Source organism: Pseudomonas sp. UBA5706, from assembly GCF_002419965.1.
Classification (GTDB): domain Bacteria; phylum Pseudomonadota; class Gammaproteobacteria; order Pseudomonadales; family Pseudomonadaceae; genus Aquipseudomonas.
Genome location: NZ_DIHC01000026.1, coordinates 89,730 through 114,624, shown reverse-complemented (window position 1 = coordinate 114,624; position 24,895 = coordinate 89,730). Strand labels below are relative to the sequence as shown.

General features: G+C 58.9%; 26 protein-coding genes and 1 riboswitch. Of the genes, 9 read left to right on the top strand and 17 right to left on the bottom strand.

Going from position 1 to position 24,895, the window contains the following annotated elements; all coding sequences use genetic code 11:
* Nucleotides 1-12: 12 nt before the first annotated feature.
* The 3 genes from B3I26_RS11985 to B3I26_RS11975 all read right to left on the bottom strand — a co-directional run bounded on the left by B3I26_RS11985 (nucleotide 13) and on the right by B3I26_RS11975 (nucleotide 4,913).
* Nucleotides 13-1,935: a DUF1302 domain-containing protein gene (locus B3I26_RS11985; protein ID WP_296257893.1), complete on the bottom strand. Its 1,923-nt coding sequence runs from the start codon at nucleotides 1,933-1,935 to the stop codon at nucleotides 13-15.
* 361 nt (nucleotides 1,936-2,296) lie between these two features.
* The gene (locus B3I26_RS11980) at nucleotides 2,297-3,973 is read right to left on the bottom strand and encodes a fatty acid--CoA ligase (RefSeq protein WP_296257892.1); all 1,677 of its coding nucleotides are present in this window, start codon (nucleotides 3,971-3,973) and stop codon (nucleotides 2,297-2,299) included.
* A 310-nt stretch (nucleotides 3,974-4,283) separates the two neighbouring features.
* Entirely contained in the window at nucleotides 4,284-4,913 is a 630-nt protein-coding gene (locus B3I26_RS11975; RefSeq protein WP_296257891.1) for a LysE family translocator, read from the bottom strand.
* A gap of 88 nt (nucleotides 4,914-5,001) precedes the next feature.
* Here B3I26_RS11975 and B3I26_RS11970 point away from each other — a divergent pair, with 88 nt between their 5' ends.
* From B3I26_RS11970 to B3I26_RS11960, 3 genes are all read left to right on the top strand, one after another.
* Nucleotides 5,002-5,967: a 2-hydroxyacid dehydrogenase gene (locus B3I26_RS11970; RefSeq protein ID WP_296257890.1), complete on the top strand. Its 966-nt coding sequence runs from the start codon at nucleotides 5,002-5,004 to the stop codon at nucleotides 5,965-5,967.
* Nucleotides 5,968-6,123: 156 nt separating this feature from the next.
* Nucleotides 6,124-7,122, top strand: a complete 999-nt coding sequence (locus B3I26_RS11965) for a class I SAM-dependent methyltransferase (protein WP_296257889.1) — start codon at nucleotides 6,124-6,126, stop codon at nucleotides 7,120-7,122.
* A 38-nt stretch (nucleotides 7,123-7,160) separates the two neighbouring features.
* Nucleotides 7,161-7,282: riboswitch (yybP-ykoY riboswitch) on the top strand.
* An 89-nt stretch (nucleotides 7,283-7,371) separates the two neighbouring features.
* Nucleotides 7,372-7,956, top strand: a complete 585-nt coding sequence (locus B3I26_RS11960; RefSeq protein WP_296257888.1) for a TMEM165/GDT1 family protein — start codon at nucleotides 7,372-7,374, stop codon at nucleotides 7,954-7,956.
* A 111-nt stretch (nucleotides 7,957-8,067) separates the two neighbouring features.
* Here the strand turns inward: B3I26_RS11960 and B3I26_RS11955 are convergent, their stop codons facing one another.
* The 4 genes from B3I26_RS11955 to B3I26_RS11940 all read right to left on the bottom strand — a co-directional run bounded on the left by B3I26_RS11955 (nucleotide 8,068) and on the right by B3I26_RS11940 (nucleotide 10,452).
* Nucleotides 8,068-8,883, bottom strand: a complete 816-nt coding sequence (locus tag B3I26_RS11955) for a M48 family metallopeptidase (protein WP_296257887.1) — start codon at nucleotides 8,881-8,883, stop codon at nucleotides 8,068-8,070.
* 436 nt (nucleotides 8,884-9,319) lie between these two features.
* On the bottom strand, nucleotides 9,320-9,949 hold the full coding sequence (locus B3I26_RS11950; RefSeq protein WP_296257886.1) for an SOS response-associated peptidase: 630 nt from the start codon (nucleotides 9,947-9,949) through the stop codon (nucleotides 9,320-9,322).
* A 51-nt stretch (nucleotides 9,950-10,000) separates the two neighbouring features.
* Nucleotides 10,001-10,261 (bottom strand): DUF2007 domain-containing protein, encoded by a 261-nt coding sequence (locus tag B3I26_RS11945; protein ID WP_296257919.1) that lies wholly within the window; start codon nucleotides 10,259-10,261, stop codon nucleotides 10,001-10,003.
* A complete protein-coding gene (locus B3I26_RS11940) occupies nucleotides 10,261-10,452 on the bottom strand; it encodes a CPXCG motif-containing cysteine-rich protein (RefSeq protein ID WP_296257885.1) in 192 nt (63 codons plus the stop codon). The genes B3I26_RS11945 and B3I26_RS11940 overlap by 1 nt, the downstream gene beginning before the upstream one ends.
* A 116-nt stretch (nucleotides 10,453-10,568) precedes the next feature.
* On the opposite strand from B3I26_RS11940, the gene B3I26_RS11935 reads away from it, so the two are divergent.
* Complete coding sequence (locus tag B3I26_RS11935) at nucleotides 10,569-11,732, top strand: 1-acyl-sn-glycerol-3-phosphate acyltransferase (protein ID WP_296257884.1); 1,164 nt, start codon at nucleotides 10,569-10,571, stop codon at nucleotides 11,730-11,732.
* A gap of 85 nt (nucleotides 11,733-11,817) precedes the next feature.
* On the opposite strand, the gene B3I26_RS11930 is transcribed toward B3I26_RS11935, so the two are convergent.
* Both B3I26_RS11930 and B3I26_RS11925 read right to left on the bottom strand, forming a co-directional pair.
* Nucleotides 11,818-12,087, bottom strand: a complete 270-nt coding sequence (locus tag B3I26_RS11930; protein ID WP_296257883.1) for a hypothetical protein — start codon at nucleotides 12,085-12,087, stop codon at nucleotides 11,818-11,820.
* Nucleotides 12,088-12,323: 236 nt separating this feature from the next.
* Nucleotides 12,324-12,905 (bottom strand): YajG family lipoprotein, encoded by a 582-nt coding sequence (locus B3I26_RS11925; RefSeq protein WP_296257882.1) that lies wholly within the window; start codon nucleotides 12,903-12,905, stop codon nucleotides 12,324-12,326.
* Nucleotides 12,906-14,112: 1,207 nt separating this feature from the next.
* Here B3I26_RS11925 and mqo point away from each other — a divergent pair.
* On the top strand, nucleotides 14,113-15,618 hold the full coding sequence (gene mqo / locus B3I26_RS11915) for a malate dehydrogenase (quinone) (RefSeq protein WP_296257880.1): 1,506 nt from the start codon (nucleotides 14,113-14,115) through the stop codon (nucleotides 15,616-15,618).
* 76 nt (nucleotides 15,619-15,694) lie between these two features.
* Here mqo and B3I26_RS11910 read toward each other — a convergent pair whose 3' ends face one another.
* The 6 genes from B3I26_RS11910 to B3I26_RS11885 all read right to left on the bottom strand — a co-directional run bounded on the left by B3I26_RS11910 (nucleotide 15,695) and on the right by B3I26_RS11885 (nucleotide 18,976).
* Entirely contained in the window at nucleotides 15,695-16,156 is a 462-nt protein-coding gene (locus B3I26_RS11910) for a hypothetical protein (RefSeq protein ID WP_296257879.1), read from the bottom strand.
* Nucleotides 16,157-16,223: 67 nt separating this feature from the next.
* The gene (locus B3I26_RS11905) at nucleotides 16,224-16,682 is read right to left on the bottom strand and encodes a hypothetical protein (protein WP_296257878.1); all 459 of its coding nucleotides are present in this window, start codon (nucleotides 16,680-16,682) and stop codon (nucleotides 16,224-16,226) included.
* 84 nt (nucleotides 16,683-16,766) lie between these two features.
* The gene (locus B3I26_RS11900; RefSeq protein ID WP_296257877.1) at nucleotides 16,767-17,213 is read right to left on the bottom strand and encodes a hypothetical protein; all 447 of its coding nucleotides are present in this window, start codon (nucleotides 17,211-17,213) and stop codon (nucleotides 16,767-16,769) included.
* Between the two features lie 204 nt (nucleotides 17,214-17,417).
* The gene (locus B3I26_RS11895; RefSeq protein ID WP_296257876.1) at nucleotides 17,418-17,705 is read right to left on the bottom strand and encodes a PA4642 family protein; all 288 of its coding nucleotides are present in this window, start codon (nucleotides 17,703-17,705) and stop codon (nucleotides 17,418-17,420) included.
* A 68-nt stretch (nucleotides 17,706-17,773) separates the two neighbouring features.
* Nucleotides 17,774-18,259, bottom strand: coding sequence for a hypothetical protein (locus B3I26_RS11890; protein ID WP_409522051.1), 486 nt, complete (start codon nucleotides 18,257-18,259; stop codon nucleotides 17,774-17,776).
* Between the two features lie 159 nt (nucleotides 18,260-18,418).
* Entirely contained in the window at nucleotides 18,419-18,976 is a 558-nt protein-coding gene (locus tag B3I26_RS11885; RefSeq protein ID WP_296257875.1) for a hypoxanthine-guanine phosphoribosyltransferase, read from the bottom strand.
* 349 nt (nucleotides 18,977-19,325) lie between these two features.
* Between B3I26_RS11885 and upp the strand changes: the two genes are divergently transcribed.
* Nucleotides 19,326-19,964: a uracil phosphoribosyltransferase gene (gene upp, locus B3I26_RS11880; RefSeq protein WP_296257874.1), complete on the top strand. Its 639-nt coding sequence runs from the start codon at nucleotides 19,326-19,328 to the stop codon at nucleotides 19,962-19,964.
* Complete coding sequence (locus tag B3I26_RS11875) at nucleotides 19,964-21,244, top strand: uracil-xanthine permease family protein (RefSeq protein WP_296257873.1); 1,281 nt, start codon at nucleotides 19,964-19,966, stop codon at nucleotides 21,242-21,244. Before upp ends, B3I26_RS11875 begins: the two co-directional genes overlap by 1 nt.
* Nucleotides 21,245-21,375: 131 nt before the next feature.
* On the opposite strand, the gene hemH is transcribed toward B3I26_RS11875, so the two are convergent.
* Together hemH and B3I26_RS11865 are read right to left on the bottom strand one after the other, a co-directional pair.
* Nucleotides 21,376-22,401 carry a ferrochelatase gene (gene hemH, locus B3I26_RS11870; protein WP_296257872.1) on the bottom strand — a complete coding sequence of 342 codons (1,026 nt, stop codon included), beginning with the start codon at nucleotides 22,399-22,401 and terminating at the stop codon, nucleotides 21,376-21,378.
* Between the two features lie 14 nt (nucleotides 22,402-22,415).
* Nucleotides 22,416-23,318, bottom strand: coding sequence for a TIGR01777 family oxidoreductase (locus tag B3I26_RS11865; RefSeq protein WP_296257871.1), 903 nt, complete (start codon nucleotides 23,316-23,318; stop codon nucleotides 22,416-22,418).
* A 286-nt stretch (nucleotides 23,319-23,604) separates the two neighbouring features.
* Between B3I26_RS11865 and B3I26_RS11860 the strand changes: the two genes are divergently transcribed.
* Nucleotides 23,605-24,591, top strand: coding sequence for an NAD(P)/FAD-dependent oxidoreductase (locus tag B3I26_RS11860; RefSeq protein WP_296257870.1), 987 nt, complete (start codon nucleotides 23,605-23,607; stop codon nucleotides 24,589-24,591).
* On the top strand, nucleotides 24,588-24,803 hold the full coding sequence (locus B3I26_RS11855) for a TIGR02450 family Trp-rich protein (RefSeq protein ID WP_296257869.1): 216 nt from the start codon (nucleotides 24,588-24,590) through the stop codon (nucleotides 24,801-24,803). The genes B3I26_RS11860 and B3I26_RS11855 overlap by 4 nt, the downstream gene beginning before the upstream one ends.
* Nucleotides 24,804-24,895: the final 92 nt, after the last annotated feature.

Below are 24,895 nucleotides of genomic sequence, written 5' to 3'. Positions count from 1 at the left end.
CATGGTCGTTCCTTAGAAGTTCATACCGAAGCTGAGGGCCACGAAGTCGCGGTCATCCACCGTGGTGTACTTGCCGTCGAAGAAGTTGGTGTAGGAAAGGTTGGCGGTGTAGGTGTTCTGGTATTCAGCTTCGACGCCCAGGCTGATCGCCTTGCGCCCTTCTTCGAAATTACCGCCGGGACCCGGCGAGTAGCCGTCGACGTCGTGGGACCAGGCCACGCTCGGCTTGAGGTTTACCCCGGCGAAGACATTGTTGTAATCCCAGATGGCCCGGGCGCGATAACCCCAGGAATCGGTGGTTGTGAACCCGTCGTTTTCACAATAGCGGCTGAGGTTGTTCAAAGATGCGCCCGCCAGGGTGCTGGCGTTGAGCGCAGTGCATTGGCCATTGGGCAAGGGGCCCGGGCCATAGCTCGGATCACGCCCGTAACGCAGTTTGGACGTGCTTTCCAGACCGCCGACGTGAGTCCAGCCCACTTCGCCGACCAAGGTCAGCCGTTCGGCCCCCATCACCTGATCGAAGAACTGCGTGAAGGTGGTCTGCGCCTGGCTGATTTCCTTGCGCCGATACCCTTTCTGGTCGGTATTCGGAGCGCCCTGCAACAGCGAGACGCTGGGGTTGAGCGGCGAAAGGCCGGAGTACAGGATGTCGGTGGTGTTGAGTTGCACCGGCGCGTTTGGCCGGTAGCTGATCTCACCGCTCCACGCGGTCCCTGTAGGTAGCGTGGTGGAGAAGCTCAGACCGAACAGATGGATGTCTTCAGGGTATTCGACGTAATAGCTGGAGTTGCCAGCCACCACCAACGGCAACAGGGTCGGCGCCAGGCTGGTCGCGACGCCCAGCGGTACGCCCCTGCCCACCAGGCCACCCACCAGCCCCGAGGCGCTGTAGGCGCTGGCAGGCCCACCCCTGCCGCTGAAGATAGGCAGTCGGCTGTGATAGTTCATGTAATAAGCACCGAACTCGGTGTCCAGCGGCTCGAAGTTATAGTGCATGGCCAGGCCGTACTGGCCCCCGTCGCGGGCGTCACGGTCAGGACCACGGGCAACCACCGCACCCTCGTCAGGACTGCCGAAGTTCACCCCCCGGGCGGCTAGCGTCGCTTGCACCGGTGCGCGCAATGCGGCAGGCAATGCGGAATTCAGGCTGTTTCGGGTACGCAGCACCGCCAGGTTATTGGAGCAACCGTCGGCAATCACGTCCGGCTGCGAGAAGAAGGTGCCGCAGTTGTCGACGACCGTCTGGTCCCACTCCAGTTGGTAAAAACCTTCGGCCGAGAGGTTTTCGGTCAGGTTCTGCGACAGGTAGAACATGTTGACCGGAATCAGCCCTTCCTTGATTTCCGAACCAGGACGACGGAACGCCGAGACGTCAATCGGGTTGATGCTGTTGATGCCACCGCCGATGAACGTGCTTTCGCCCCAGTTGACCACCTGTTTGCCCAAACGCACCGAGCCCGGCTCATCGCCGATGGAATAGTTGTGATAGACGAACGCATCGAGCAGTTCGAAACCTGAGGATTTGGCGGCCTCCTTGCGGCCCGAGTCGCTGACGTTCTTGAAGTCGAGGTCTTCATCCTTGAGTTTGAAGTCGTACCAGTATTTACCCCGCAGGAACACGCCTGTGTCGCCGTATTTAAGCTCTAGATCGTGAACGCCTTTGAATATCTTGGAGAAGGTTTCCCCACTTTTGAAGTTCAGGTGGCCGTCATCGGAGGTTTGCGAAAGACCGTGTCCGCCATTGTTCGATCCGATCAGGTTCTTGTTGGCGTTCTGCGTGGACCAACTGGCGCCGATGGAGAGTGACGAGTCGAAATTACCTTCGATTTCACCGATGTTGAAACTGACGCCGAATGCGGGACCGGCGAGCGAGGAAGCGAGACTGACGGCCAAGGGCAGTTTCGCCCGGCGCCAGAACAGGTTTGCTGATGTCATCGACGCTACTCCGTATGCTTTTATTTTTATGGCGGCGGGTACATCCAGAAATACCCAGGCCATCGATCCGCAGCGCCTGGGTGTTAACGCCGTTCAAGCAGCCCATGGCAGCTGCAAGTCAATGGCGTGTTACTCCGGTTCCTACCTACCGCCGACTATAGCCAGCAGGGGCTACGGCTTGATCCCTCTAAAGTGTGATTTACAGCGTCAAAGCCTCTGACTCGCCAGATTCGACAAAACCGACTGCGGCGTTCAAGGGTGGATGGCTGAATTTGGGGATTTGGCAATGGAGACGCCCGCGTAGAGCCTTCGCGGCACATTGTCTTGACCGGAATCAGGGGCAATGCGGACAAAAAACGCTTCAGAGAGTGGAGAGAAAGGTGCTGTTCTTGCTCTGCCATTGGCTGATGTCCAGGCGGATCCGCTTCTTGTCGAGCTTGCCGACGCTGGTCTTGGGAATTTCGGTAACAAGGGCGACCTGACTCGGGATCGCCCATTTATTGATGAGCCCTTGGTCCACGAATGGTTTGAGGTGCTCCTTCATCGTCCTAGCGTCGATCACATACCCTTCGTGGGCGACCAGCAGTGCAAAGGGTCGCTCGCCCCATTGCGGATCGGCGACCCCGACCACTGCCACCTCGCGCACGCCGGGATGGCGACTGCATAGGTCCTCCAGCGCCAGCGAAGATACCCACTCCCCACCTGTCTTGATCACATCCTTGATGCGATCGCGAATATCGATGCCGCCCATGCTATCCAGGGTCGCCACATCGCCGGTGTGCAGCCAGCCTCCGGCCCACAGTTCGGCGCTCTTTTGCGACTCGCGATAATAGCTTTCAGTCAGCCAAGGCGCCCGCAGCACCAGCTCGCCCTGGGTTTCGCCGTCAGCAGGCAGGAAGTGACCTTCGCTGTCGACGATCGCGGCTTCCACCAGCACGCCGGGGGTGCCCGCCTTGATCCGTTGCGTAATGCGTTCGTCTTCGCTGCCAGCCATCAACTCGTCATTCAAATGCGCCACGGAGACCAGCGGGCCGGTCTCCGACATGCCATAGGCCGCGGTCAGCTGGATGCCCTTGGCCTTGGCCGCCTCATACAGCGAGCGATTGAGCGAGCTACCACCAATGAGAATATTCCAGCCCGTGAAGTCGGCATCCTTGGCGGCCTTCGCGTTGAGAACCATCTGCAGAATCGTTGGCACGCAATGGGAGAAATTCACCTTTTCCCTGCGCCACAGCTCCACCAGCAGTTCCGGGTCGTAGCGTCCGGGGTAAACCTGTTTGACCCCGAGCATGGTGGCGGCGTACGGCACGCCCCAGGCATGCACATGAAACATCGGCGTGATGGGCATATAGACCTTGTCGGTGCCCAGCAACCCTTCGACGCTCCCCAGGATCGTGGCGACCGCCAGGGTGTGCAGCACCAATTGCCGATGGGTGAAATACACCCCTTTCGGGTTGCCGGTGGTACCGGTGGTATAGAAGGTGGTGGCTACCGAGTGCTCGTCGAAATCCTCGAACCGATAGGTCGGGCTGGCTTGGGCCAAAAGCGCTTCGTATTCACCCACCAGGTTCGGCAGTTCGGCAGACCCGTCTGCCGTATCGGTAAGCAACAGTGTCTTGCCGACCGTGGCCAGTCTGCTGGCAATGCTGTTATAGAGCGGGACGAACTCGCTGTTGACCAGCACGAACCTGTCTTCGGCGTGATTCATGGTGAAGAGGATCTGGTCGGCCGACAGACGCACGTTAATGGTGTGGATGACGGCGCCGATCATGGGGATGGCAAACATGCATTCCAGATAACGGTGGCTGTCCCAATCCATGACCGCCACGGTATCGCCCGCCTTCACCCCTGCTTCGGTCAACACGTTCGCCAGCCTGCAGACCCGCTCGTTGAGCGTCAGATAGCAATAGCGCGATTGATCCCGGTAAACGATTTCCCGCGTTTTGTCATAGCGGCTGCCGGATATCAGCAAGCTTTTGATCAACAGCGGGTACTGGTACGCGCCGTCGGCTGGCGCAATGACGCGTGTCTGCAGCATGGGAATCCCTTTTCAAGATGCATGGCGGTGCTGAAAATATGCACTCTAGAGCCTTCCCTCGCCAGCCAAATCAGCCAAAGGAATGATTCGACCGTTGAGCGACAAGACAGCCATCACACAAGATGGAAGAGCACAACGGTCTCATGCGGCTTTGCGCAGCGGATCTCGAGGGACTTGTAGCGCCGATCCTTAGCAAGATCAATCAAGCCATGGGCCGACACTTGCAGCAGTCCGGTTTGCCGGAGGTGCCGTTCGACAAATTGCCTGCACCGGCAAACCGTGCTGCTACAGAGGTTGCACCGACGCCGGATCAATGCATCTCGGTCAACGCCAGTTTCACGCCCAAGGCCACCAGCACGCCACCCATCGCGCGGTCGAACCAATGGCCCATCCGCGCAAAACCGGCGCGCACGCGCTCCTGGCTGAACAGGCGTGCCACCAGGCAAAACCACAGCCCTGTTGCCAGCGCCAGGTACACCCCATAACCGGCCTGCACCAGCAGCGGCGTATGCGGGTTGATCACCACCGTGAACAGCGACAGGAAAAAAAGCGTTGCTTTGGGATTCAAGCCATTGGTGACGAAGCCTGCAGTGAAGGCGCCTCGAGCCGTGCGCTCACCTTTGGCCAGATCAACCGGCGCATCCGAAGCCTTGGCTGGCTTGGAGCGCAGGGCCTTAAAGCCGATGTACAGCAGATAAGCAGCTGCCGCCCACTTCAACGCATTGAACAGCACGATGGATTGGGAAACGATCAGGCCGATGCCCAGCAGCGAATAGCCGACGTGCAGGAAAATCGCCGTGCCCACGCCCATGGCAGTGTAGGTTCCGGCCTTGCGGCCATGGGTCACGCTTTCACGCACCACCACCGCGAAATCCGGGCCGGGGCTGGCAACGGCAAGCAGATGAATCAGGGCAACGGTAAAAAACTCCGTCCAGTACATCGTGGGTCTCCTGGCGTTTTGGCGAGCGACAAGCTCTGGTACGCTCGCTACCTTACGCCTCCCATTCACCGAGCAAAAGGTACAGCTGATGTCGAGTCAAAACAGAGCAGTCTTCCTGGATCACACCTCTTTGGATCTCGGCGATCTGGACCTTGCACCCTGGCGCGAAACCTTCAGCGAACTGGTGCTGCACTCCAGTACCCACCCTGATCAAGTGGCTGAACGACTGCAAGGCGCTCAGGTAGCGATCACCAACAAGATCATGATCAATGCCGCCACATTCGCCGCATGTCCTGAGCTCAAGCTGGTGCTGTTGACTGCGACAGGAGTCAACAACATCGACCTCGACTCGGCCCGCAAGCACGGTGTGGTAGTGAGCAACTGCCAGGGATATGGCACACCGTCGGTGGCGCAACACGCCTTGATGCTGCTGCTGGCGATGGCGACGCGCCTGCCGGATTACCAACAAGCCATCCACCAAGGCCAGTGGCAGAAATCGAAGCAATTCTGCTTGCTGGACTTCCCGATTGTGGAGCTGGAAGGCAAGACGCTGGGGCTACTGGGGCATGGTGAGCTGGGAGGAGCCGTGGCGAAGCTGGCCGAGGCATTCGGCATGCGCGTCGTTTCGGGGCAAATCCCCGGTCGCCCTGCCCGCCCTGACCGCGTGCCTCTGCAAGAACTGTTGCCTCAAGTGGACGCTTTGACCCTGCACTGCCCGCTCAACGAACACACCCGCGACATGATCGGTGCCCATGAATTAAGCCTGATGAAACCCAGCGCTTTCATTGTCAACACCGCCCGCGGCGGCCTGATCAACGAGCAGGCGCTGGCCGATGCCTTGCGCAACGGTCACCTCGGCGGCGCGGCAACCGATGTGCTGACGGTCGAACCACCGGTCAATGGCAACCCGCTGCTGTCCGGCGATATTCCGCGATTGATCGTGACCCCGCACAGCGCCTGGGGCAGCCGGGAAGCCCGCCAGCGCATCGTCGGACAGATCAACGAAAACGCCGAGGCGTTCTACGCCGGCAAGCCGATCCGGGTGGTCAGCTAAAGAGCGGGCCTTGCAACGTTCCTGCAGCGGTCCGGCCACACAACGTTCCGTTTGCCGATGGCGGCGTCATGAAAACGCTACCGTTGGCTAGCTGCGCCGCTGCAGCCCCACAAGCCACTGACCTGCTAAACTGCGCCCTTTTTTCAGGAGCCGATGATGGACCCGCGCAGTGAAGTGTTACTCCGTCAGGCCGATTTGTTTCAGGGCTCACTGCTACTGACCGGCCTGCCTGCCGACGATCTGCTGGGCACACTGCCCAATGCGCGGGGCTGGAGCTGGCATGCCGGGGATTTCGCCGCGCTGGACGCCCGCTTCAGCGAACGCACTCACTTCGGCACGCACGCGCCCACTGCGCCCTTCGACGCCGCCGTGCTGTTTCTGCCTAAAGCCCGCGACCTCACCGACTACCTGCTCAACGCGTTGGCTTCCCGTCTGGCGGGCCGCGAACTGTTTCTGGTAGGTGAAAAGCGCGCAGGCATCGAAGCGGCAGCGCGTCAACTGAGCGCCTTTGGCCGCGCACGCAAACTCGACAGCGCGCGCCATTGCCAACTCTGGCAAGTGACGGTGCAAACCCCCGCGTTAGCTGTAGACCTGACCACCCTCGCCAAGCACTTCGAGATCGAGATGGAAGGCGGGCCGCTGAAAGTCGTCAGCCTGCCGGGAGTGTTCAGCCATGGTCGCCTGGACCGCGGCACCGCTCTGTTGCTGGACAACCTCGATCGCCTGCCGACGGGCCACTTGCTCGACTTCGGCTGCGGCGCAGGCGTACTGGGCGCTGCGGTCAAGCGTCGCCACCCGGACATGAGCGTGACGATGCTTGATGTCGATGCGTTTGCCACCGCCAGCAGTCGCCTGACATTGGCTGCCAATGGCCTCGAAGGCGAGGTCGTCACTGGCGACGGCATCGACGCTGCGCCCCTGCATCTGGACGTGATTCTGACCAATCCGCCCTTCCATACCGGTGTCCACACCGATTACGCCGCGACGGAGAAGCTGCTGAGAAAATCGCGTGAACATCTGAAAAAAGGTGGCGAACTTCGCTTAGTCGCCAACAGCTTTCTGCGTTATCAACCGCTCATCGAACAGCATCTGGGCGTATGTGCCGTCATGGCCGAAGGTAATGGCTTTCGTATTTACCGCGCCAAACGCAGCTGAAATTAACGCTTGCCGAACTGCATTCCCGAAGGCAGAATCCGCTCCGTCCTAGGGGAGTAGTCTCCCACGAGCACCTCGCTCGTCCGGCACGCATCAACATACTTGGCCCTCAGGCCATGGTGCGTGCGACCCCAGATCTGCCCAGACGGATCGGTGGTTTGACAAGACCTATGACACGAACATCCTGACCCGGGGCGGGGAGGTTGTACGTGTCATAGCCGTGTTGACCCGCCCCTTAGGAAAATCCTGATGCTGGAATCCCTGCTGGTCCCTACCGCGGTCGTCGCACTGGCCGAAATCGGTGACAAGACCCAACTCCTCGCGCTCATTCTCGCCGCACGCTTTCGCAAGCCTTGGCCGATCATTGCCGGTATTGTCGCTGCGACCCTGGCCAACCACGCCGCCGCCGGCGCAGTGGGCGCCTGGTTCAGCAGTTTTCTCTCCGACGCCGTGTTGCACTGGATTCTGGCCGCGAGCTTCACTGCCACCGCGCTGTGGACCCTGGTGCCGGACAAGATGGACGACGACGAAGCCAGCACCGCGCGCAAATTCGGCCCCTTCATGACCACGCTGATCGCGTTCTTCATCGCTGAAATCGGCGACAAGACGCAGATCGCCACGGTGATGCTCGCGGCGCAGTATTCCTATCTGTGGCTGGTCATTCTGGGCACGACGCTGGGTATGCTGCTGGCCAACGTTCCGGTGGTACTGGCAGGTAATTTCGCAGCGGAAAAACTGCCGTTGACGCTGATTCGTCGCCTGGCGGCGGGCGCGTTTTTCATCTTGGCGATCGTCGCGGTGTACAAAGCGATGCAGGTGAGTGGGTGGGTTTAACACCCAATCACCGCACTCGCCTTAGCAGGCGGGCTTGCTGGCGGCAGCGTCTTCAGATACGTCGCCGCCGGTAAGCCAGGCTGCTACAGGTTCAGCGCCCGGACTGCGACCTCAGCCCTTCGGCGCCTGCTCATACAACGGCATCACCTTCGGAATCGCCGCCTGTAATGAGGCGATCCGGTTGGCTGAAGCCGGGTGGGTGCTCATGAACTCAGGCTGCGAGGCTCCGGCTTGGGCCTGCATCTTCTGCCATAGCGTGATCGCGGCATTGGGGTTGTAGCCAGCCCGGGCCGAGAGCTCCAGACCCAACAGATCCGCTTCGTTTTCGTTAGCCCGGCTGTTCGGCAAGGTCAGGCTGTAATTGACCACGGTATCGGCCAACGCAAGGCTGTCCTGGCCCAGCCCCAGCAGTGAACCCGCGCCGTTCCTGGCCATTTCGATGCCATAGGCCTTGGACATGGCTTCGCGACCGTGCTCGCGCAGGGCGTGAGCGATTTCATGGCCCATGACCGCAGCCAGCTCATCGTCGCTCAGCTGGAGCGTGTCGATCAGCCCGCTATAGACAATGATCTTGCCGCCGGGTCCGCAGTTGGCGTTCAGTTCATCACTCTTGATCAGATTCACTTCCCACTTCCACTGCGCAGCATCGGCACGCAGTTTCGGCGCCTGGGCGATCAAGCGGTTCGCCACATTCTGCACGCGCTTGGCTTGTGCACTGTCTTTGTCCAGCACGCCCTTGGTGGTGGCCTCGGTGACGGTCTGCTGATAGGACTGCGCGTACATCTGATTGACCTGATCGGTCGATAACATGCTGAACATGTATTGCTTACGTTCGACGCCCACCGAATCTCCGCTGGTGGTATTGACCGCCTGACAGCCCGCCAGCAAAGCCGCGCTCAAGCCACACAGAGCAAAGGTCTTGCGCATTATGTATCTCCCTGGAAACAAGGCGCCTATCCTAGGCGGTACGCCTGAGGAGCGCCAGATAGCAGCCGTTTGCCACATAAATGCGTGCCTGGAATCTGCACGTTTGTAACAGAGAGGAAATGTCCTGGATCGTTCATTCCGGATGTCCCAAGCCACAGGAAACGGTGAGCAAAAACACAACGAAATTGACTTGAGTGAATCCCGAATGGCCAGGCCGCCAGCCAGGTTGCCGGCGCAGCGAATGAGCCGAGCCGCGCCAGTGCCGAACGGACCAAACCGGCAGAACAGCCACACCGGTCGATCAATCTGTTCAGGCGTAATGAAAATGCTGAGGTGGGCACATAACGCTGAACACTAGCTTGTAACAGGCTTGCCGCTAGTAGCGCTTTTCACTGACCCACCCCGCCAAGAGACTACAAGAAACAGCTTGCGCAATTTAGAGGGGCGTCAGGCACTCTGGCGCATTGAGCTTGGGATCATTCACCAGGTTGGCCAGCGGCCGCTCGCGCAACGGCATCTGCGGCGCGGCAAGCAGGGACTGCAGGGTCGGCAGCGAACTCTGGGGATCGAGCCACGCGGCCTGGCCGTCGGCGTCAAGGATGAGCGGTCGGCGCTGACTCATGGCCGGCTGCGTGACTACCGCCACACTCAGATAGGTATGACCTTGCACCGGATACGCTTCCCATATCGCTGCAAAGTACAATGCCGAGCCTTCGCCGGGCGTCAACCAGAATGGCCGTTTGCGCACTGTTCCGCGCCACTCGTAAAAGCCGTTGGCGGGCAGCAGGCAGCGACGCTCGCGAAAGGCCTGCCGAAACATCGGCTGCTCGGCCAGTGTCTCGGCACGCGCATGGGCCGGTGTTCTCGACATATCGGTCAACCACGGGGGTGTCAGGCCCCAACGCGCCCGTGCCAGCGCCCGACCGCCTTCCTCGCCCGGTATCTGGCGCAATATCAGCACCGAATCGGCGGGGGAAATATTCCACTGTGCCTGCTGGTCCACAGGGAATCCGGGCAAGGCCGCGAATGCAGGCGTCCAACGAAACAGCGCATAACGTCCACACATGGGCTCAGGGCAACTCTTCTGAAAGGCGAATCGAGCGACGCCGCACCGGTTTCAGCACAACAACACATCGGGGTAACTGTCCGGCTCCTCGCCAGACAACACAAAAGCGCCATTGTACTCAGTGATCAGTTGCCGCGCCCGCTCAGCCTGATCGTCGTTCACTGCAAGCCCGAGCAGCCCGAACACTGGCAGCTCGCCGACGCCGCCCAGCAGATGACGGCCAGTGATGTGCGAGTCGATGCCTTCGCTGGCGAGCATCGACTGCAGCAGCTCGCCTTCCATCATGTTTTCCGGCTCATAGATTCTGCGCATCATTCGTTCTCGGCACGAACTTCCAAATCCCATTGCTCACCATTGGTTTCAAGGTGAAATTCGATCGGGCGACAGCACACGTGGCAGTCTTCGATGAAATGATTGTCACCTTCCGAAAGATCCAGCACGGTTTCCCCCGACTCGCCGCAGTAGGGGCACTCGTAAGGCGCTGCAGGTTGTATATCGTGCATCACAGTCTCCGAGTTCAGTTTTGCGTATAATCGCTGACTTGTTCGCAGGCCGGGTTTTCATTCTCAACTCCAGCTCGACCTGCCATTACCCTAGCCGTTTCCAACAAGAGAGCATGATGGGCGAATTCGATGCCATCCGACCGTACGACGACAGCGAAGTGAAAGCCGTACTCAATCGGCTGCTGGGTGACAAGGCCTTCCTCGCTATCCTGACGCACTTCCGATTTCCACGCCTGGCTGGCACATTGGGCTGGATCCTGCAGCCGGCAATCGCCCGCAAACTGCGCCGCCAGTTCGCTGGCATCGATTCGGTCGCGGCGTTGCAGGACAAGGTCGAACATTACGTGGACCATACGATCGAACGTGCCACAGATGGTGTGACCTACACCGGCGTGGAGCAGTTCAAGTCGGGCGTGGCCTATCTGTTCCTGGCCAACCACCGGGACATCGTGATGGACCCGGCGTTCGTCAACTACGCGGTTTACCACGCAGGCCTGCCGACACCGCGTATCGCCATTGGCGACAACCTGTTGCAGAAGCCCTTCGTCAGCGATCTGATGCGATTGAACAAGAGCTTCATCGTGCATCGCTCGATCACCGGACGCCGGGAAAAGATGGCGGCTTATCAGTTGCTGTCGGCCTACATCAACCACTCGATCCGCAACGACTGCCAGTCGATCTGGATTGCCCAGGCCGAAGGTCGCGCCAAGGACGGCGACGATCGTACTGAGTCGGCGATCCTCAAGATGTTCCACATGAGCCGCAAGGATGAACCGTTCGGCGAAGTCATTCAGTCGCTGAACCTGACCCCGGTATCGATCAGCTACGAATACGATCCCTGCGACCATGCCAAGGCCCGCGAGCTGTATATCCGAGCCACCACCGGCGGCTACACCAAGGTAGCCGGCGAGGACGACGTCAGCATCGCGTTGGGTATCACCGGTTACAAGGGGCGGGTGCACGTGAACTTCGCACCGCCGATTACTGAAATGTTTGAAGACACCAAGCAGTTAGCGGCGCAAATGGACCGGCAGATCCTCGGCGGTTATCGCCTGTTCCCCGTGCACTATCTGGCGTACGCGCAATGGACCGATGCTGATCCTAGCCTGAACGTGCCGACCGCCGCCGAGGTGTTCGCGGCCGATGAGCTGGAACGCGCGCAGGACGAATGGCAAAGACGGCTGGATGGCTGCCCCGAAGAGCATCGTCCGTATCTGGTGCTGCAGTACGCGACGCCGGTGCGTAATCAGTATCGGGTCAAGGCGGGGCTGGCACTTTAACCAGCGAATGCAAAACGGCGCCTGATACGCGCCGTTTTGCATCGCCCCACGCCAACCTTCGCGCGTTCAACGATCCGCGGCCGCATCAGATTTTCGTGCTCACCCACGACAACAGCAGCGCAAATGCCAGGCACGCGCTCCCGAGCCGGTAACTCTGGCGAATCATGCGCAACGTCGACACGTCCATCAGGTGCATCGGCTCATCGATCGGTGCCTGTGCGGTGAGGTGGTTGAGATGCTTGGTCTCGCGCTGCTCGTGACTGCGTGTGGTGTGCAGCACCCAGACACCGGGACCCGCCGCCAGCAGCGCGAACAGATTGATGATCATCCCGGGGGAATGCTGAATGAGCGACATGGAGCCTCGATAGTGCGGCATAGGAGCGCCGCGGATTCGGTGGGTCTGCCGAGCACGGTATCGCCTGTCACCTTAACGTCACCTGAACCGGTCACGGCGCAGCGCTTCATGAGCCCCGCAGACGACCAAAGCTCCCCTCCTGCACGCCCACCCCGGCGATCTGTCACGGGCCCCGAATCATGGCGCACAAAAAAGCCCTGACATCTCTCGATGCCAGGGCTCGGTCGAATGCTCGATTACTGGCCTAACGTACGGCCGATGGTCTGATCCTGGAAAACGCGGGTCAATGCATCACTAAGAACATCGCCGATGAGCTTGGTGTTGGTTTCCTCGTTCGGCGCCATACCGAAGCGCTGATCCAGGGAAGCGGCGTAACGCCCGCTATAGCTGCGGCCGTTGTTCTGGACATCAGCGCGGAAAGTCGAGCTGATGCTCGCCTCGGTCACGTACAGGCCTTCCTTGGGCGACTGATATTTCAAGTCCGCAAGGGTGACCGTCAACTGAGGACCGTTGCCCCCTTGAACCGGGGTAAAACCCAGCAGGCGCACAGCCGCTTCGGCCTGGGCCTGGAGCTGCGGAACCAACTGCTGCCCGTCAACGCTGATCGAACTGGTTTCAGGGTACAGACCGCCACGGGTGCCGAGGGTCGGCGAAGGGCGACCGTCAACGACTCGCACCACCACTTGCTGGCCGTGCCCGACAGCCGTCAGTTGGGCATTCAGCTTGGGTTGCGGGTTAAGTGATTGCGGACTGTGGGCACATCCCACCAGCGTCAGACTGCCGACTGCTAGCAAACCGAACAAAACACGACGCAACATGCTCATCTCTCCATGGGCCAAGGCACAAATTGTGCGGCAGTATAACGACCTCCCGAGGCCGCTCACTAGCGTAAAGATACGACAAAGTGCCGCTCCTCGCGTTCCCGGTCAGGCCGGTGGCCCAGATCATCGCTGCACCACCCATGCGCCTTTTTGACGTTAGCCAGAAACCGCAACGTCACGGCGATGTCATCACCGTCCGACATACTTTCACGACAGCCCAAACCCGGAGCGCTCGCTGTGCACTTTCTCTGGTCCTTATTCTCACCGCAAAGGCATCACCGTTATTACGCCTGTCTGGACGCACAGGGTATTTGTCTGTCGTTCAGGCACTGCCCCAAGGCGCCGCGCGGCCACGGATGGGTGGAAATCAGCAAACCAAATCTGAGCTGGCTGCACCAGCCTCTGCCTGCCGATGCCCGTGTCAGTTTGACGATAGGTTCGATTAGCGACCGGCAATTGCTCGGCATCTGACCGGATAGCGAATAAAAGTCATTTTTTCTGGATCATTTCTGCGCGTTTCATCGCTATAATCTTCCCCCGATTATAAGGACGTCTCCTGATCGGGCCTCGCAGCACCGCTGATACCGGGTATCAGCTCCTCCGTATCGCCCACAGAGAGCCTTCCACACAGACATGTGCAACCCGGTGTGGCCGCTTTGCAGGCGTGAAAAACCTCGACTCGCTCGAACCTTTCGCACCCACCATGGCCCACATTGAGTTCGAACCTGATCTGTCGGAGCTGCCATCGCGCAGCCCCTTTTTTGAGGTTCGCGTCTCCAAAAGAGCGTGAAAAAACGGGTTTTCACAACTTCACAAGAGTGTGGCAAGCAAATGAATAGTTACGCGTTTGTAAATGCACCGTTAGCGTCTGACCCAGCCCCCTTGCACAGGACCGACCGCAGCGCAGCCTCCACAACCAGAGCCTGAAGCCTGTCCACTACGGATTTGGTTGCATGACCGCACGTCTTGACGATGGTCGAATGGCTGTCTGGGCCGAAAAATGAGTTCATGCTTTCTACAAAAGCATCGACCAGGCCCTCTCAAGGCGTGCGCTGAAATGCAAAAAATTGCGAAGAATCGGACATGACGCTCCCGGCCGGGTGGTACGAGGCACTGCGCGAAAACGCGCCGCCCGCCCCCCGGCAACTGACCTCGGGAACCCATGCCGTCAATTTGGTGCTGCAGATTTTTTGGAGACGCGTTAATGGCGCATAACGAAGCAGTCGACGTAGTACTGGTCGGGGCAGGCATCATGAGTGCCACCCTCGCCGTACTGCTCAAGGAGCTCGACCCGAGCCTCACGATCGAGGTTGTCGAGCTGATGGACTCCGGTGCCGCGGAGAGTTCCAACCCCTGGAACAACGCAGGTACCGGCCATGCCGGCTTGTGCGAGCTGAACTACACGCCGGAAGCGGCCGATGGCTCGATCGACACCAAAAAAGCAATTCACATCAATACCCAGTTCGAGGTCTCGAAGCAGTTCTGGGCCTACCTCGCCCGCAAAGGCACCTTCGGTTCTTCGCGTTCATTCATTACACCGGTCCCGCACCTGAGCTTCGTGCAGGGCGAAAAAGGCATGGTGTACCTGAAAAAACGCTACGAGGCGCTGCACAAGCACCACGCCTTCGCGTCCATGGAATACACCGAAGACAAAGTCAGGCTCGCTGAGTGGATGCCGCTCATGATGCCGGGACGTCCGGCTGACGAACCGATTGCTGCGACGCGCGTCATGCACGGTACCGACGTCAACTTCGGCAACCTGACCAACATGCTGCTCAAGCACCTCTCCAGTGCACCCGATGCGCAGGTCAAGTACTGCAAGCGCGTCACTGGCCTTGCCCGTAAAGGCGCTGGCTGGAGCGTGACCATCAAGGACGTCAACAGCGGCGGCACGCGTGAGATCGACGCCAAATTCGTGTTCCTGGGCGCAGGTGGCGCGGCACTGCCGCTGCTGCAAATGTCCGGCATCGAGGAAGGCAAAGGTTTCGGCGGCTTCCCGGTGAGCGGGCAGTGGCTGCGATGCGACAACCCCGACGTGGTCAGGCAGCATCAGGCCAAGGTCTACAGCCAGGCGGCGGTAGGCTCGCCACCGATGTCGGTGCCGCACCTTGACACTCGCGTTGTCGACGGCAAAACCTCACTGCTGTTCGGCCCGTATGCCGGTTTCACCACCAAGTTCCTCAAGCACGGCTCACTCATGGACCTGCCGCTGTCAATCCGCGCCGCCAACATTGCGCCAATGCTGGCCGTGGCTCGGGACAACATGGACCTGACGAAGTACCTGATCAGCGAAGTGCGGCAGTCCATGGAGCAACGTCTGGAAGCCCTGCGTCGTTTCTACCCGCAGGCCAAAGCCGAGGACTGGCGCCTGGAGGTAGCCGGCCAGCGCGTGCAAATCATCAAGAAAGACCCGAAGAAAGGCGGTGTCCTGCAATTCGGCACCGAACTGGTTTCGGCGAAGGATGGTTCCCTCGCAGCATTGCTGGGAGCCTCTCCAGGGGCCTCGGTGACCGTTTCGATCATGCTCGACCTGATCGAACGCTGCTTCCCGGAAAAAGCCAAAACGCAATGGGCCGCCAAGCTCAATGAAATCTTCCCGGCTCGGGAGAAAGCGCTGGAAACCGACGCGCAGCTGTATCAGCGTGTCAGTGCCGAAAGCGATGAGAGCCTGGATCTGGTTTCAAACAGTCCGACGGCAAGCTTCGCCTGATTCAGAAAATGTTTTGAATCGGTGAAAAACTGAAAGCCCCGCCCACGCAGCGGGGCTTTCAGTTTCTGAAAGGCAGTCAGCCCATTTTGAAGCGTACCGTGTAGGCGGTCATGGACCGACGGCCTTTGATGACCGACGCGCTGCACTGCGCCGCCACGGCGCCTGAAGAACGCGCGCTGGCGAACTTTTCTGGCGACGGGTCCAGGCTAAACCATGAGAACGTTGCCTTATGGCCTAATGTGAACTCGCATTCTCGCGCACCGTCTCTCATGCGCATTAGAGCCCGATCGTTACGTGGGTTTTTTAATGCTAAACCGAACGATGTCGTTGGGAAGTCATGCGGCATGACAGCACCTGAAAAGTCAGTGCGCAACGGCAACCAGGATGCTGCTACCAGGTAGAGATCGGCGCCCGAGTCATTCCACATCTCCACGGTTACATCCATTTTTTTGGGGTATGCGGCCTGAGCCAGCAGAGCAGTGAACATCGTCGCTATTAGCAGCATCGTGCCGCTTATAAATCGTTGTACTTTGGTCATCTTGAATCCCTTTATTGATTGCCGACACGCACCCGCTCAGTAGATCGGCTTGCTGAGCGCAGTCAGTTCAGGCGGGTGAACGTCGGATGACAAAACGCATATCCATGCTTCTTTCGTAGTCCCAGTTATCCAGCTTCAAAGAGCAATCGGCTTGCCTCTTGCCTGCGCTCGATGCCTGGAGCGTTGCGCGCGGGCCTGTCAGCGTCACTGCACCTCTCACATAACTCTGAGTACCGTATTTGACGTCGTACAAACAGGCCACTTCGCCCTTTGTACGACCGGTCGACAGCACAAACTTCACTGCACCGCGGTAGGCGTGAGCAGGAAAGTTGAATTTAATGTGTCCCTTGGGATCGACCACCAGTTCATCTTCCGGGAAGTTCCCTACGTCCCAACTGGGCGACAGCAGCTGTACGGGGCGGCTAAGAAAGTTCTTGATCTGGCCGTTAAAAACCATTGTCTGCGAAGCGTGAGCGCCGCATATAAACAATGTTGACATGACGGTGATCAGTATTTTTCCATACATAATTTGAATTCCATTTCAGCGGTATTGTTAGAACCTGCACGTATCGTTAATAAACCTGCGCATCCTCAATTTCAGACACGCCGGTTATTTCATGGACACTCGAATATCGTAGCCCTTTCCTTCGGCCTTTTTTACGATACTGGCAAGGCAGACAGCGTGAAAGTTGCCCACAGAGCTCGCCTTTGACCAGGTATAGACTTCGTAACGGGATATGATCCATGCCCCCATCCGCCGCACGCCAAGGCCCCCGGAAAAACGGCAGGTCTTCTCGCCCGTGCTGTATTTGAAATTGATCCTGCCTTTGCGCTCGTCCCACACATGCACGCGAAATGCTCCGGTATGATGCTTGGGAATCATGTAGTCAGTCGCATTGAAACTGCCCAAGGGCCAGGTCGCTGCGGTGAGTTTAAGATCCTCCCGGGTCTCGTTCACGAGGGTAACATCGAATTTCAACGGGTCTGCAGCCTGCGTCCAGCTGGCACACAGTGTAAGGAGTACCAGCGAGGCAACGGGAGAGATATATTTATTCATCATAGAATTCCATTTCGACAAAACATCCATTAGTCACGCAAACATGCGCACCAGGAGTATGAATCGAACAGAAAATTTGAATGCAGTGAAGTTATAGATGGGAAGTGCAGGAAATTTCTGAAACAGATGTAATCGAGGCCATTCTATGGAGTGAAGCTGCAGATTGGATCTCAAGTGCCCGTCGCCAGGCACCGCTAGACTTAATCAGCCTCGAGACTTATTAACCAACTCAATGTATTCCTGCGAATTGCGCTGGTCTTTGATAAGTTCGACGAATGAGTTGCCGTGTTCGTCCTTGCCATCCAGATCGTAGCCAGCTTGCTTGAAGAACCCCAGAAATCGTTCGAAATCATCAACGCGCAGGCCGCGATAGGCCTTGATCAGTTTATGCAGCGACGGGGAAGTCGCATCGACCGGCTCGAAATCCAGGAACAATTTGATCTGGGCATCGCCGATCTCATCGCCAATCACCTGCTTCTTATCTTTACGCATTGCTGACTCCAACTGACTTCGCGGGACATTTCACGGGCAGGCAGTTTACCCTCCGCCCGGCTGCGGGCTCAACGCGCGCGTACGCTGGCGGTGTGCAGGTCGGCCCAGACGTGTCCATTGGCATAACTGAGGAACTGGCAATAAACCTTCTCGCTGCGCAGCAGATCGATCAGCACGCGGTATTGGCTTGCCGGGTAATACAAGGTCAGGGTTCGGCTGGGCTCATCATAAGCCGGCTTTTTCAGGCTTTTGCTTTCGCCATCGAAATGAATCATCACCTCGGAAATGGTCGCGCCCTTGTTCATGGGCTTGCCTTTGAGGCGCAGGCTCAGCGGAGAGGTGACGGGAATGGGTTGCTGGTTCGACTGGCGCTGGCTGCCAGCGACGATTGTGTAATCGGTGACCTGCAGCAGTTGCTGCTGCTCAGGCTCGCCTTCACGCACGGACAACTCGTCCGGCGGCAGATATTGAGCATGCATGGGTTCAGCGAGTGCGGGAAGCGGCAGGGCCAACAGCAACATCAACGCAGCTTTACTACGAAACGATAACCTCATGGGCGCCTCCCGAAAAAAGTGGAAAGCACTCTAGCACGTGAAAAGCCGTGCTCACGCACTGCGTCTAACGACATGGCATCTCTAGTGGCACGGCTTGCCTGCGCCAGCGTCCCCGCTGGCGTCGTTAGACAGGTTGCTACGGCGTGAATATGCGCGCGATCACATGCCTTTTACGGCAAAAATCCCGGCCGCATTACGCCAGTAGCCTTTGTAATCCATGCCATAACCGAAGATGTAGCGGTCGATGCACGGCAGGCCGACGAAATCCGCTTTCAGGTCAGGGCGCGCCTTGCGGTCATGATCCTTGTCTATCAGCACGGCAGTGTGCACTGCGCGGGCGCCTGCATGTTTGCAGAAGTCGATAATGGCGCCCAGGGTGTGACCTTCGTCAAGAATGTCGTCGATGATCAACACGTCGCGATCGATGAACGAGACTTCTGGCTTGGCTTTCCAGAACAGCTCGCCGCCGCTGGTCTGATTACGATAACGGGTCGCGTGCAGGTACGACGCTTCGAGGGGGAAGTTAAGGTGCGTAAGCAGTTTGCCTGCGAAGATCAGGCCGCCATTCATCACGCAAAAGACCACCGGGTTGCGGTCGGCCAGTACGCCGTTGATTTGTTCGCCAACGCGGGCGATCGATGCCTCGACTTCGTCGTTGGTGTAGAGGCAGTCAGCCTCGCGCATGACTTGACGGATATGCTCGAGATCGGCGGACATGGCGCGCTCCAGGGGGCTGTTTAAGGAAAAGCGGGCAAAGGTACGCATCCGTTTCCATCAGGGCAAGTTTTTCTGGACTAACGTTGCACAGAGCCTCCACGGCCAGTAGCGGTGCTGGCCCATGCGGCGCAAGAAACAGGCTCGGAACGCTCATTTGGACTCCGGATTCGATAGAGGTCAATGACCATTGCTCAGCTGTTTTATAACGCCGCTTCGCCCGCCGACATTATCGTAAAGACGCTGCGTCCCAATTAATGTAAGAAACGCGAACCTCACCGGTAAGACAAGTAACAGCTGAATAGATTAATCTAAGCCGTTTTTTTTGCCCGCCCGCTGGAGCCTTTCCTTTATGCCCATTCGTGAGATCCGCCATCCGCTGATCCGTCACAAGCTCGGTCTCATGCGCCGCGCTGATATCAGCACCAAGAATTTCCGTGAACTGGCGCAGGAAGTCGGCTCGCTGCTGACCTATGAGGCGACCAAGGACCTGCCGCTGGAAACCTATGATATTCAGGGTTGGGCCGGAACCGTTCAGGTTGAAAAGATCGCTGGCAAGAAGATTACCGTAGTGCCGATTCTGCGCGCGGGCATCGGCATGCTGGAAGGGGTCCTCAGCCTGATCCCGGGCGCCAAGGTCAGTGCCGTTGGTGTTGCGCGTAACGAGGAAACCCTCGAAGCGCACACCTACCTGGAAAAACTTGCACCCGAAATTGACCAGCGTCTGGCGCTGATCATCGACCCGATGTTGGCCACCGGTGCCTCGATGGTCGCCACCATTGACCTGTTGAAAAAGGCCGGCTGCCGCGATATCCGCGCCATGGTCTTGGTCGCTGCACCGGAAGGTATCGACGTGGTCGAGAAGGCTCACCCGGACGTTAAACTCTACACTGCCTCTATCGACCAGCGCCTGAACGAACACGGCTACATCATTCCAGGCCTGGGCGATGCCGGTGACAAGATTTTCGGCACCAAGCAGAAGGACGCCTGATGAAGCAGGATGAGTTCAACGATCCACTGTGGCGTACCGTGCTGTCAGGCGCGCAAATGCTGTTCGTGGCCTTCGGGGCCCTCGTGCTGATGCCGCTGATTACCGGCCTCGATCCTAACGTTGCGCTGTTCACCGCAGGCCTGGGCACGTTGTGCTTTCAACTGGTGACAGGCCGTCAGGTGCCGGTGTTTCTGGCTTCGAGCTTCGCCTTTATTACGCCCATCATTCTCGCCAAGGGCCAGTTCGGCCTGGCCGCGACCATGGGTGGGGTGATGGCAGCAGGATTTGTCTACACGTTTCTGGGCCTTGCGGTGAAGATCAAAGGCACCGGTTTCATCGATCGCCTGCTGCCACCGGTGGTGATCGGCCCGGTGATCATCTCCATTGGTCTGGCAATGGCGCCGATTGCCGCGAACATGGCGATGGGCCGGACCGGCGACGGCGCCGCGGAGTTGATCCCGTATCACACCGCTATCGTGATCTCGATGGCAGCCCTGTTGACAACGTTGATCGTGGCGGTGTTCGGTAAAGGTATCTTCCGTCTGGTGCCGATCATCTCCGGGGTGCTGGTGGGCTTTGCCCTTTCGTTCTATTTCGGCGTAGTCGACGTAGCGAAAATTGCAGCAGCGCCGTGGTTGGACATTCCGCACTTCACCGCGCCGGAGTTCAACTGGCAGGCGATTCTGTTCATCGTCCCGGTAGCCTTGGCGCCAGCGATCGAACACATCGGTGGGGTGATTGCGGTCGGCAGTGTGACGGGACGTGACTATCTGAAGAAACCGGGCCTGCATCGCACTTTGCTGGGCGACGGCATTGCCACGACGGTTGCCGGCGCCTTTGGCGGCCCGCCTAACACCACGTATGCCGAGGTGACGGGCGCGGTGATGCTGACCAAGAATTACAATCCGAAGATCATGACCTGGGCTGCGATCTTCGCCATCAGCCTGGCATTCATTGGCAAATTCGGCGCACTGCTGCAAAGCATTCCGGTACCGGTGATGGGCGGCATTCTGTGTCTGCTGTTTGGTTCCATCGCGGCGGTGGGGATGAACACGCTGATTCGCCATAAGGTCGACCTGACCGAAGCGCGCAATCTGGTGATTGTTTCGGTGACCCTGGTGTTTGGTATCGGTGGTGTACTGATCGGCACAGGCAATGGGCCTGATGATTTCGGGATGAAGGGCATTGCGCTGTGCGCGGTCACCGCCATCGTGCTGAATCTGATCCTGCCAGGCAACGACGCCTGGAAGAACAAGCACCTGGATGATCAACTGCCATAAGTTTGATGCTTTTTAAAAAGAAGGGCCTCTTGATGAGGCCCTTTTTTATGCTTAAGCACACCTTCTTCCAATACGGCTTGGCAACGCTGGCGCGCCGGCGGCAAGCCGTGCTGCTCAAGAAAAACGCTACGTCAGACCATCGCCGGCGCCCGTTCGCACAGCGTGTTCAACGCTTTGGCCCAGTTCGGGTCGTCGTTGAGGCATGGGATCAGCACCAGTTCCTCGCCGCCCGCTTCCTTGAATTGCTCCGCCCCGCGATCGCCGATCTCCTCCAGCGTTTCGATGCAGTCGGCAACGAACGCAGGGCACATGACCAGCAGCTTTTTCACGCCCTTCCCTGCCAGTTCGGCTAGGTGAGCTTCAGTGTAGGGTTCGATCCACTTGGCTCGGCCCAACCGCGACTGGAACGACACCGACCACTTGCCGTCAGGGATACCCATCAGCCTCGCGAACTCGGCAGATGAGCGCATGCACTGCGCGCGGTAGCACACCGCGAGAACCTCCGGCGGCGCCTTCGCACAACAATCGCCATCCTTGAAGCAGTGATTTGCAGTCGGGTCGAGCTTGGTGATGTGCCGTTCAGGCAGGCCATGAAAGCTCAGCAGCAGGTGGTCGTAATCCTGTGCCAGATAGGGCTGAACGCTCTGTACCAAGGCTTGCAGATACTCGGGCTGATTGAAGAAGGGTGGCAACAGGGCCAGCTCGAAACTGAGCTTTTTATCGCGAATCACACGTCTGGCTTCTTCAACGACCGTGGTCACGGTGCTGTCGGCGAACTGCGGATAGAGCGGGGCCAGGGTAATTTTGCGGATGCCCTGGGCGGCCAGACGCGTCAGCACCGTTTCGATCGAAGGCTCGCCGTAACGCATGGCCAACTCCACCGGTCCCTGCTTCCATTCCTGCGTCATGGCCTGCTGCAGACGCTTGCTCAGCACCACCAGCGGCGAGCCCTCGTCCCACCAGATCGAGGCGTAGGCATGGGCCGACTGCTCAGGGCGTTTGATCAGGATCAGCGACACCAGCAGACGGCGCACAGGCCAGGGTAGATCAATGACATAGGGGTCCATCAGGAACTGATTGAGGTAGCGGCGAACATCCGCAACTTCGGTGGAGGCTGGCGACCCGAGGTTAACCAGCAGCAACGCGTGATCGGTCATGCAACACCTTGATGTCAATGGCGGCCTAAAAGATTTTCCAGGGCCGCGTGCAGATCGGTGAATCGGAAAATGAAGCCAGCTTCCTGCAGCCGGTTAGGGTGCGCGCGCTGACCGCCCAGCAGCAGGATCGACAGCTCGCCCATCAAAAGGCGCAAAGCGATCGCGGGCATGGGCATGAACGCCGGCCTGTGCAGGATCGCCGCCAGGGTCTTGGCGAAATCGCGGTTACGAACGGGTGATGGCGCGCACGCATTATAAGGACCCTGAGCATCATCACGGTTCAACAGAAAATCAATCGCGGCGATTTGATCATCGATATGAACCCAGGGCATCCACTGGCGTCCGCTGCCGATCGGCCCGCCCATACCCAGTTTGAAGGGCGGCAACAGGCGCTGCAGCATGCCGCCTTCACTGGCGAGCACAAGACCGGTGCGCAGCAGCACTACGCGAATCCCCAGGACCTGGGCTCTCTGGGCAGTTTCTTCCCAGGCAATGCACAAGCGACTGGCGAAGTCTTCGCTGACAGGCTGCGAGGACTCGTCAAGATCGCGCTCGCCCCCGTCGCCGTACCAGCCCACCGCAGATCCCGAAATCAGCACGGCGGGTTTCTGTTCGCGGCGTTCGAGCCAGGTGATCAACTGCTCAGTGAGGGTGATGCGGCTATCCCATAGCAGCATTTTGCGCTTGCGGGTCCAGGGACGGTCGGCAATCGGCGCACCGGCCAGGTTAATCACAGCATCGACAGGTTCGGCGCCCAGGTCGTCGGGGTGGGCGATGCCGCGAACGCTGGAACCGCAAAGACGGGCCACTTGGTCAGGCTTGCGACTCCAGACCGTCAGTTGATGGCCCTGGTCGAGCCAGTGTTGACACAGGCGGCGCCCTATCAAGCCCGTACCGCCGGTCAGCAAGATGTGCATGAGTGAATTCCTCGCGTGGCGTCCAGCGCTAATCAGTAGTCTATTTCTTCACAAATAATGCGCTTGTGAGCCAAGCGTAGGCCACGCTCTGGAGAACGACGCAAGCGGTGTACGTTCGATTGATCCGTTCGCACATTTGAACGATTCTGGTGAAACGTCACACTCACGGTTAATCGCCAGGCGAACAGCGTCCTGCACGTCGAAGGACGATAAGTTATACCGAAAAACAGAATTGTACAGGTTTTAACGACGGCGTAGTCTGTGCAGACAAGGTAACGAGGCCCCTATGACTGTACCCATCGCAATCATCGGTACCGGTATCGCCGGACTCTCTGCCGCCCGCGCATTACAAGCCGCCGGGCATGGCATTCACCTATTCGACAAAAGCCGTGGCAGCGGCGGACGCATGTCAAGCAAGCGCAGCGATGCGGGCGCTCTGGATATGGGCGCGCAGTATTTCACTGCACGCGATCGCCGCTTCGCTGCTGCGGTTCAGCAATTGCAGGCCGAAGGCCATGTCGCTGAATGGAAACCCAGGCTCTACAACTATCACGCTGGCAGGTTGAGCCTTTCTCCGGACGAGCAAGTGCGCTGGGTCGGCACTCCGCGCATGAGCGCCATTACCCGCGCCATGCTCGCTGATATGCCGGTTACATTCTCGTGTCGCATTACCGAAGTCTTCCGTGGCGAAGAACACTGGAGCCTGCTCGACGCCGATGGCCGCAGCCACGGCCCGTTCAGTCACGTAGTCATTGCTATCCCCGCCCCGCAGGCAACCACGTTGCTTGCCGCCGCCCCGAAACTGGCCAGTGTGGTGGCAGGCGTCAAGATGGAACCGACCTGGGCTGTTGCCTTGGCATTCGACGCCCCACTGGACACCTCGCTGGAAGGCTGTTTCGTGCAGGACAGCCCTATCGATTGGTTCGCCCGTAATCGCAGTAAACCGGGACGCGACAGCAAGATGGACACCTGGGTGTTGCACGCCACCAGCGCCTGGAGCCGTCAGCACTTGGACATGCCCAAGGAACAGGTTATCGACCATCTTCACGGCGCCTTTGCCGAGCTTATCAACTGCGCAGTGCCTGCACCGGCATTCACCCTCGCCCATCGCTGGCTGTATGCACGACCGGCGGGCGGGCGGGAAGTCGGCGCATTGACCGACCCCGATCTGGGTCTGTATGTGTGCGGCGACTGGTGCCTTTCGGGCCGCGTCGAGGGCGCCTGGCTTAGTGGTCAGGAGGCTGCACGTCGCCTGCTGGAGCACCTCAAGTGAACCGTCTAAACCCGCGCAAACTGCTGCTGTCGAAATGGACGGCAGCATGCCCCCACAATCGCGAAAAGCATTTTCTGGTAACCGAACTGTACTGCGATGAAGAAGGCACAGTGCTGGAACTGGAACTACAGGCTGTGCTGACCAAGCGAAATGAACGGATAAGTTGGCAACTGCTGCAAGACGAGCAGAAATGGGTAATGGGCTGGAAATGATGCCGGCCCACCCACCCTGCAGGGACGACAACACCGCATGGGACGCTGAACAAATCTGCGCCCGCTGACAGCCGCGTTACTGGGCCATCCTC

What these genes read in the sequence shown, in the direction of transcription:
- B3I26_RS11985 (WP_296257893.1), bottom strand. Translation starts at nt 1,935, where the DNA reads ATGACATCAGCAAACCTGTTCTGGCGCCGGGCGAAACTGCCCTTGGCC.
- B3I26_RS11980 (WP_296257892.1), bottom strand. Translation starts at nt 3,973, where the DNA reads ATGCTGCAGACACGCGTCATTGCGCCAGCCGACGGCGCGTACCAGTAC.
- B3I26_RS11975 (WP_296257891.1), bottom strand. Translation starts at nt 4,913, where the DNA reads ATGTACTGGACGGAGTTTTTTACCGTTGCCCTGATTCATCTGCTTGCC.
- B3I26_RS11970 (WP_296257890.1), top strand. Translation starts at nt 5,002, where the DNA reads ATGTCGAGTCAAAACAGAGCAGTCTTCCTGGATCACACCTCTTTGGAT.
- B3I26_RS11965 (WP_296257889.1), top strand. Translation starts at nt 6,124, where the DNA reads ATGGACCCGCGCAGTGAAGTGTTACTCCGTCAGGCCGATTTGTTTCAG.
- B3I26_RS11960 (WP_296257888.1), top strand. Translation starts at nt 7,372, where the DNA reads ATGCTGGAATCCCTGCTGGTCCCTACCGCGGTCGTCGCACTGGCCGAA.
- B3I26_RS11955 (WP_296257887.1), bottom strand. Translation starts at nt 8,883, where the DNA reads ATGCGCAAGACCTTTGCTCTGTGTGGCTTGAGCGCGGCTTTGCTGGCG.
- B3I26_RS11950 (WP_296257886.1), bottom strand. Translation starts at nt 9,949, where the DNA reads ATGTGTGGACGTTATGCGCTGTTTCGTTGGACGCCTGCATTCGCGGCC.
- B3I26_RS11945 (WP_296257919.1), bottom strand. Translation starts at nt 10,261, where the DNA reads ATGCGCAGAATCTATGAGCCGGAAAACATGATGGAAGGCGAGCTGCTG.
- B3I26_RS11940 (WP_296257885.1), bottom strand. Translation starts at nt 10,452, where the DNA reads ATGCACGATATACAACCTGCAGCGCCTTACGAGTGCCCCTACTGCGGC.
- B3I26_RS11935 (WP_296257884.1), top strand. Translation starts at nt 10,569, where the DNA reads ATGGGCGAATTCGATGCCATCCGACCGTACGACGACAGCGAAGTGAAA.
- B3I26_RS11930 (WP_296257883.1), bottom strand. Translation starts at nt 12,087, where the DNA reads ATGTCGCTCATTCAGCATTCCCCCGGGATGATCATCAATCTGTTCGCG.
- B3I26_RS11925 (WP_296257882.1), bottom strand. Translation starts at nt 12,905, where the DNA reads ATGTTGCGTCGTGTTTTGTTCGGTTTGCTAGCAGTCGGCAGTCTGACG.
- mqo (WP_296257880.1), top strand. Translation starts at nt 14,113, where the DNA reads ATGGCGCATAACGAAGCAGTCGACGTAGTACTGGTCGGGGCAGGCATC.
- B3I26_RS11910 (WP_296257879.1), bottom strand. Translation starts at nt 16,156, where the DNA reads ATGACCAAAGTACAACGATTTATAAGCGGCACGATGCTGCTAATAGCG.
- B3I26_RS11905 (WP_296257878.1), bottom strand. Translation starts at nt 16,682, where the DNA reads ATGTATGGAAAAATACTGATCACCGTCATGTCAACATTGTTTATATGC.
- B3I26_RS11900 (WP_296257877.1), bottom strand. Translation starts at nt 17,213, where the DNA reads ATGAATAAATATATCTCTCCCGTTGCCTCGCTGGTACTCCTTACACTG.
- B3I26_RS11895 (WP_296257876.1), bottom strand. Translation starts at nt 17,705, where the DNA reads ATGCGTAAAGATAAGAAGCAGGTGATTGGCGATGAGATCGGCGATGCC.
- B3I26_RS11890 (WP_409522051.1), bottom strand. Translation starts at nt 18,259, where the DNA reads ATGAGGTTATCGTTTCGTAGTAAAGCTGCGTTGATGTTGCTGTTGGCC.
- B3I26_RS11885 (WP_296257875.1), bottom strand. Translation starts at nt 18,976, where the DNA reads ATGTCCGCCGATCTCGAGCATATCCGTCAAGTCATGCGCGAGGCTGAC.
- upp (WP_296257874.1), top strand. Translation starts at nt 19,326, where the DNA reads ATGCCCATTCGTGAGATCCGCCATCCGCTGATCCGTCACAAGCTCGGT.
- B3I26_RS11875 (WP_296257873.1), top strand. Translation starts at nt 19,964, where the DNA reads ATGAAGCAGGATGAGTTCAACGATCCACTGTGGCGTACCGTGCTGTCA.
- hemH (WP_296257872.1), bottom strand. Translation starts at nt 22,401, where the DNA reads ATGACCGATCACGCGTTGCTGCTGGTTAACCTCGGGTCGCCAGCCTCC.
- B3I26_RS11865 (WP_296257871.1), bottom strand. Translation starts at nt 23,318, where the DNA reads ATGCACATCTTGCTGACCGGCGGTACGGGCTTGATAGGGCGCCGCCTG.
- B3I26_RS11860 (WP_296257870.1), top strand. Translation starts at nt 23,605, where the DNA reads ATGACTGTACCCATCGCAATCATCGGTACCGGTATCGCCGGACTCTCT.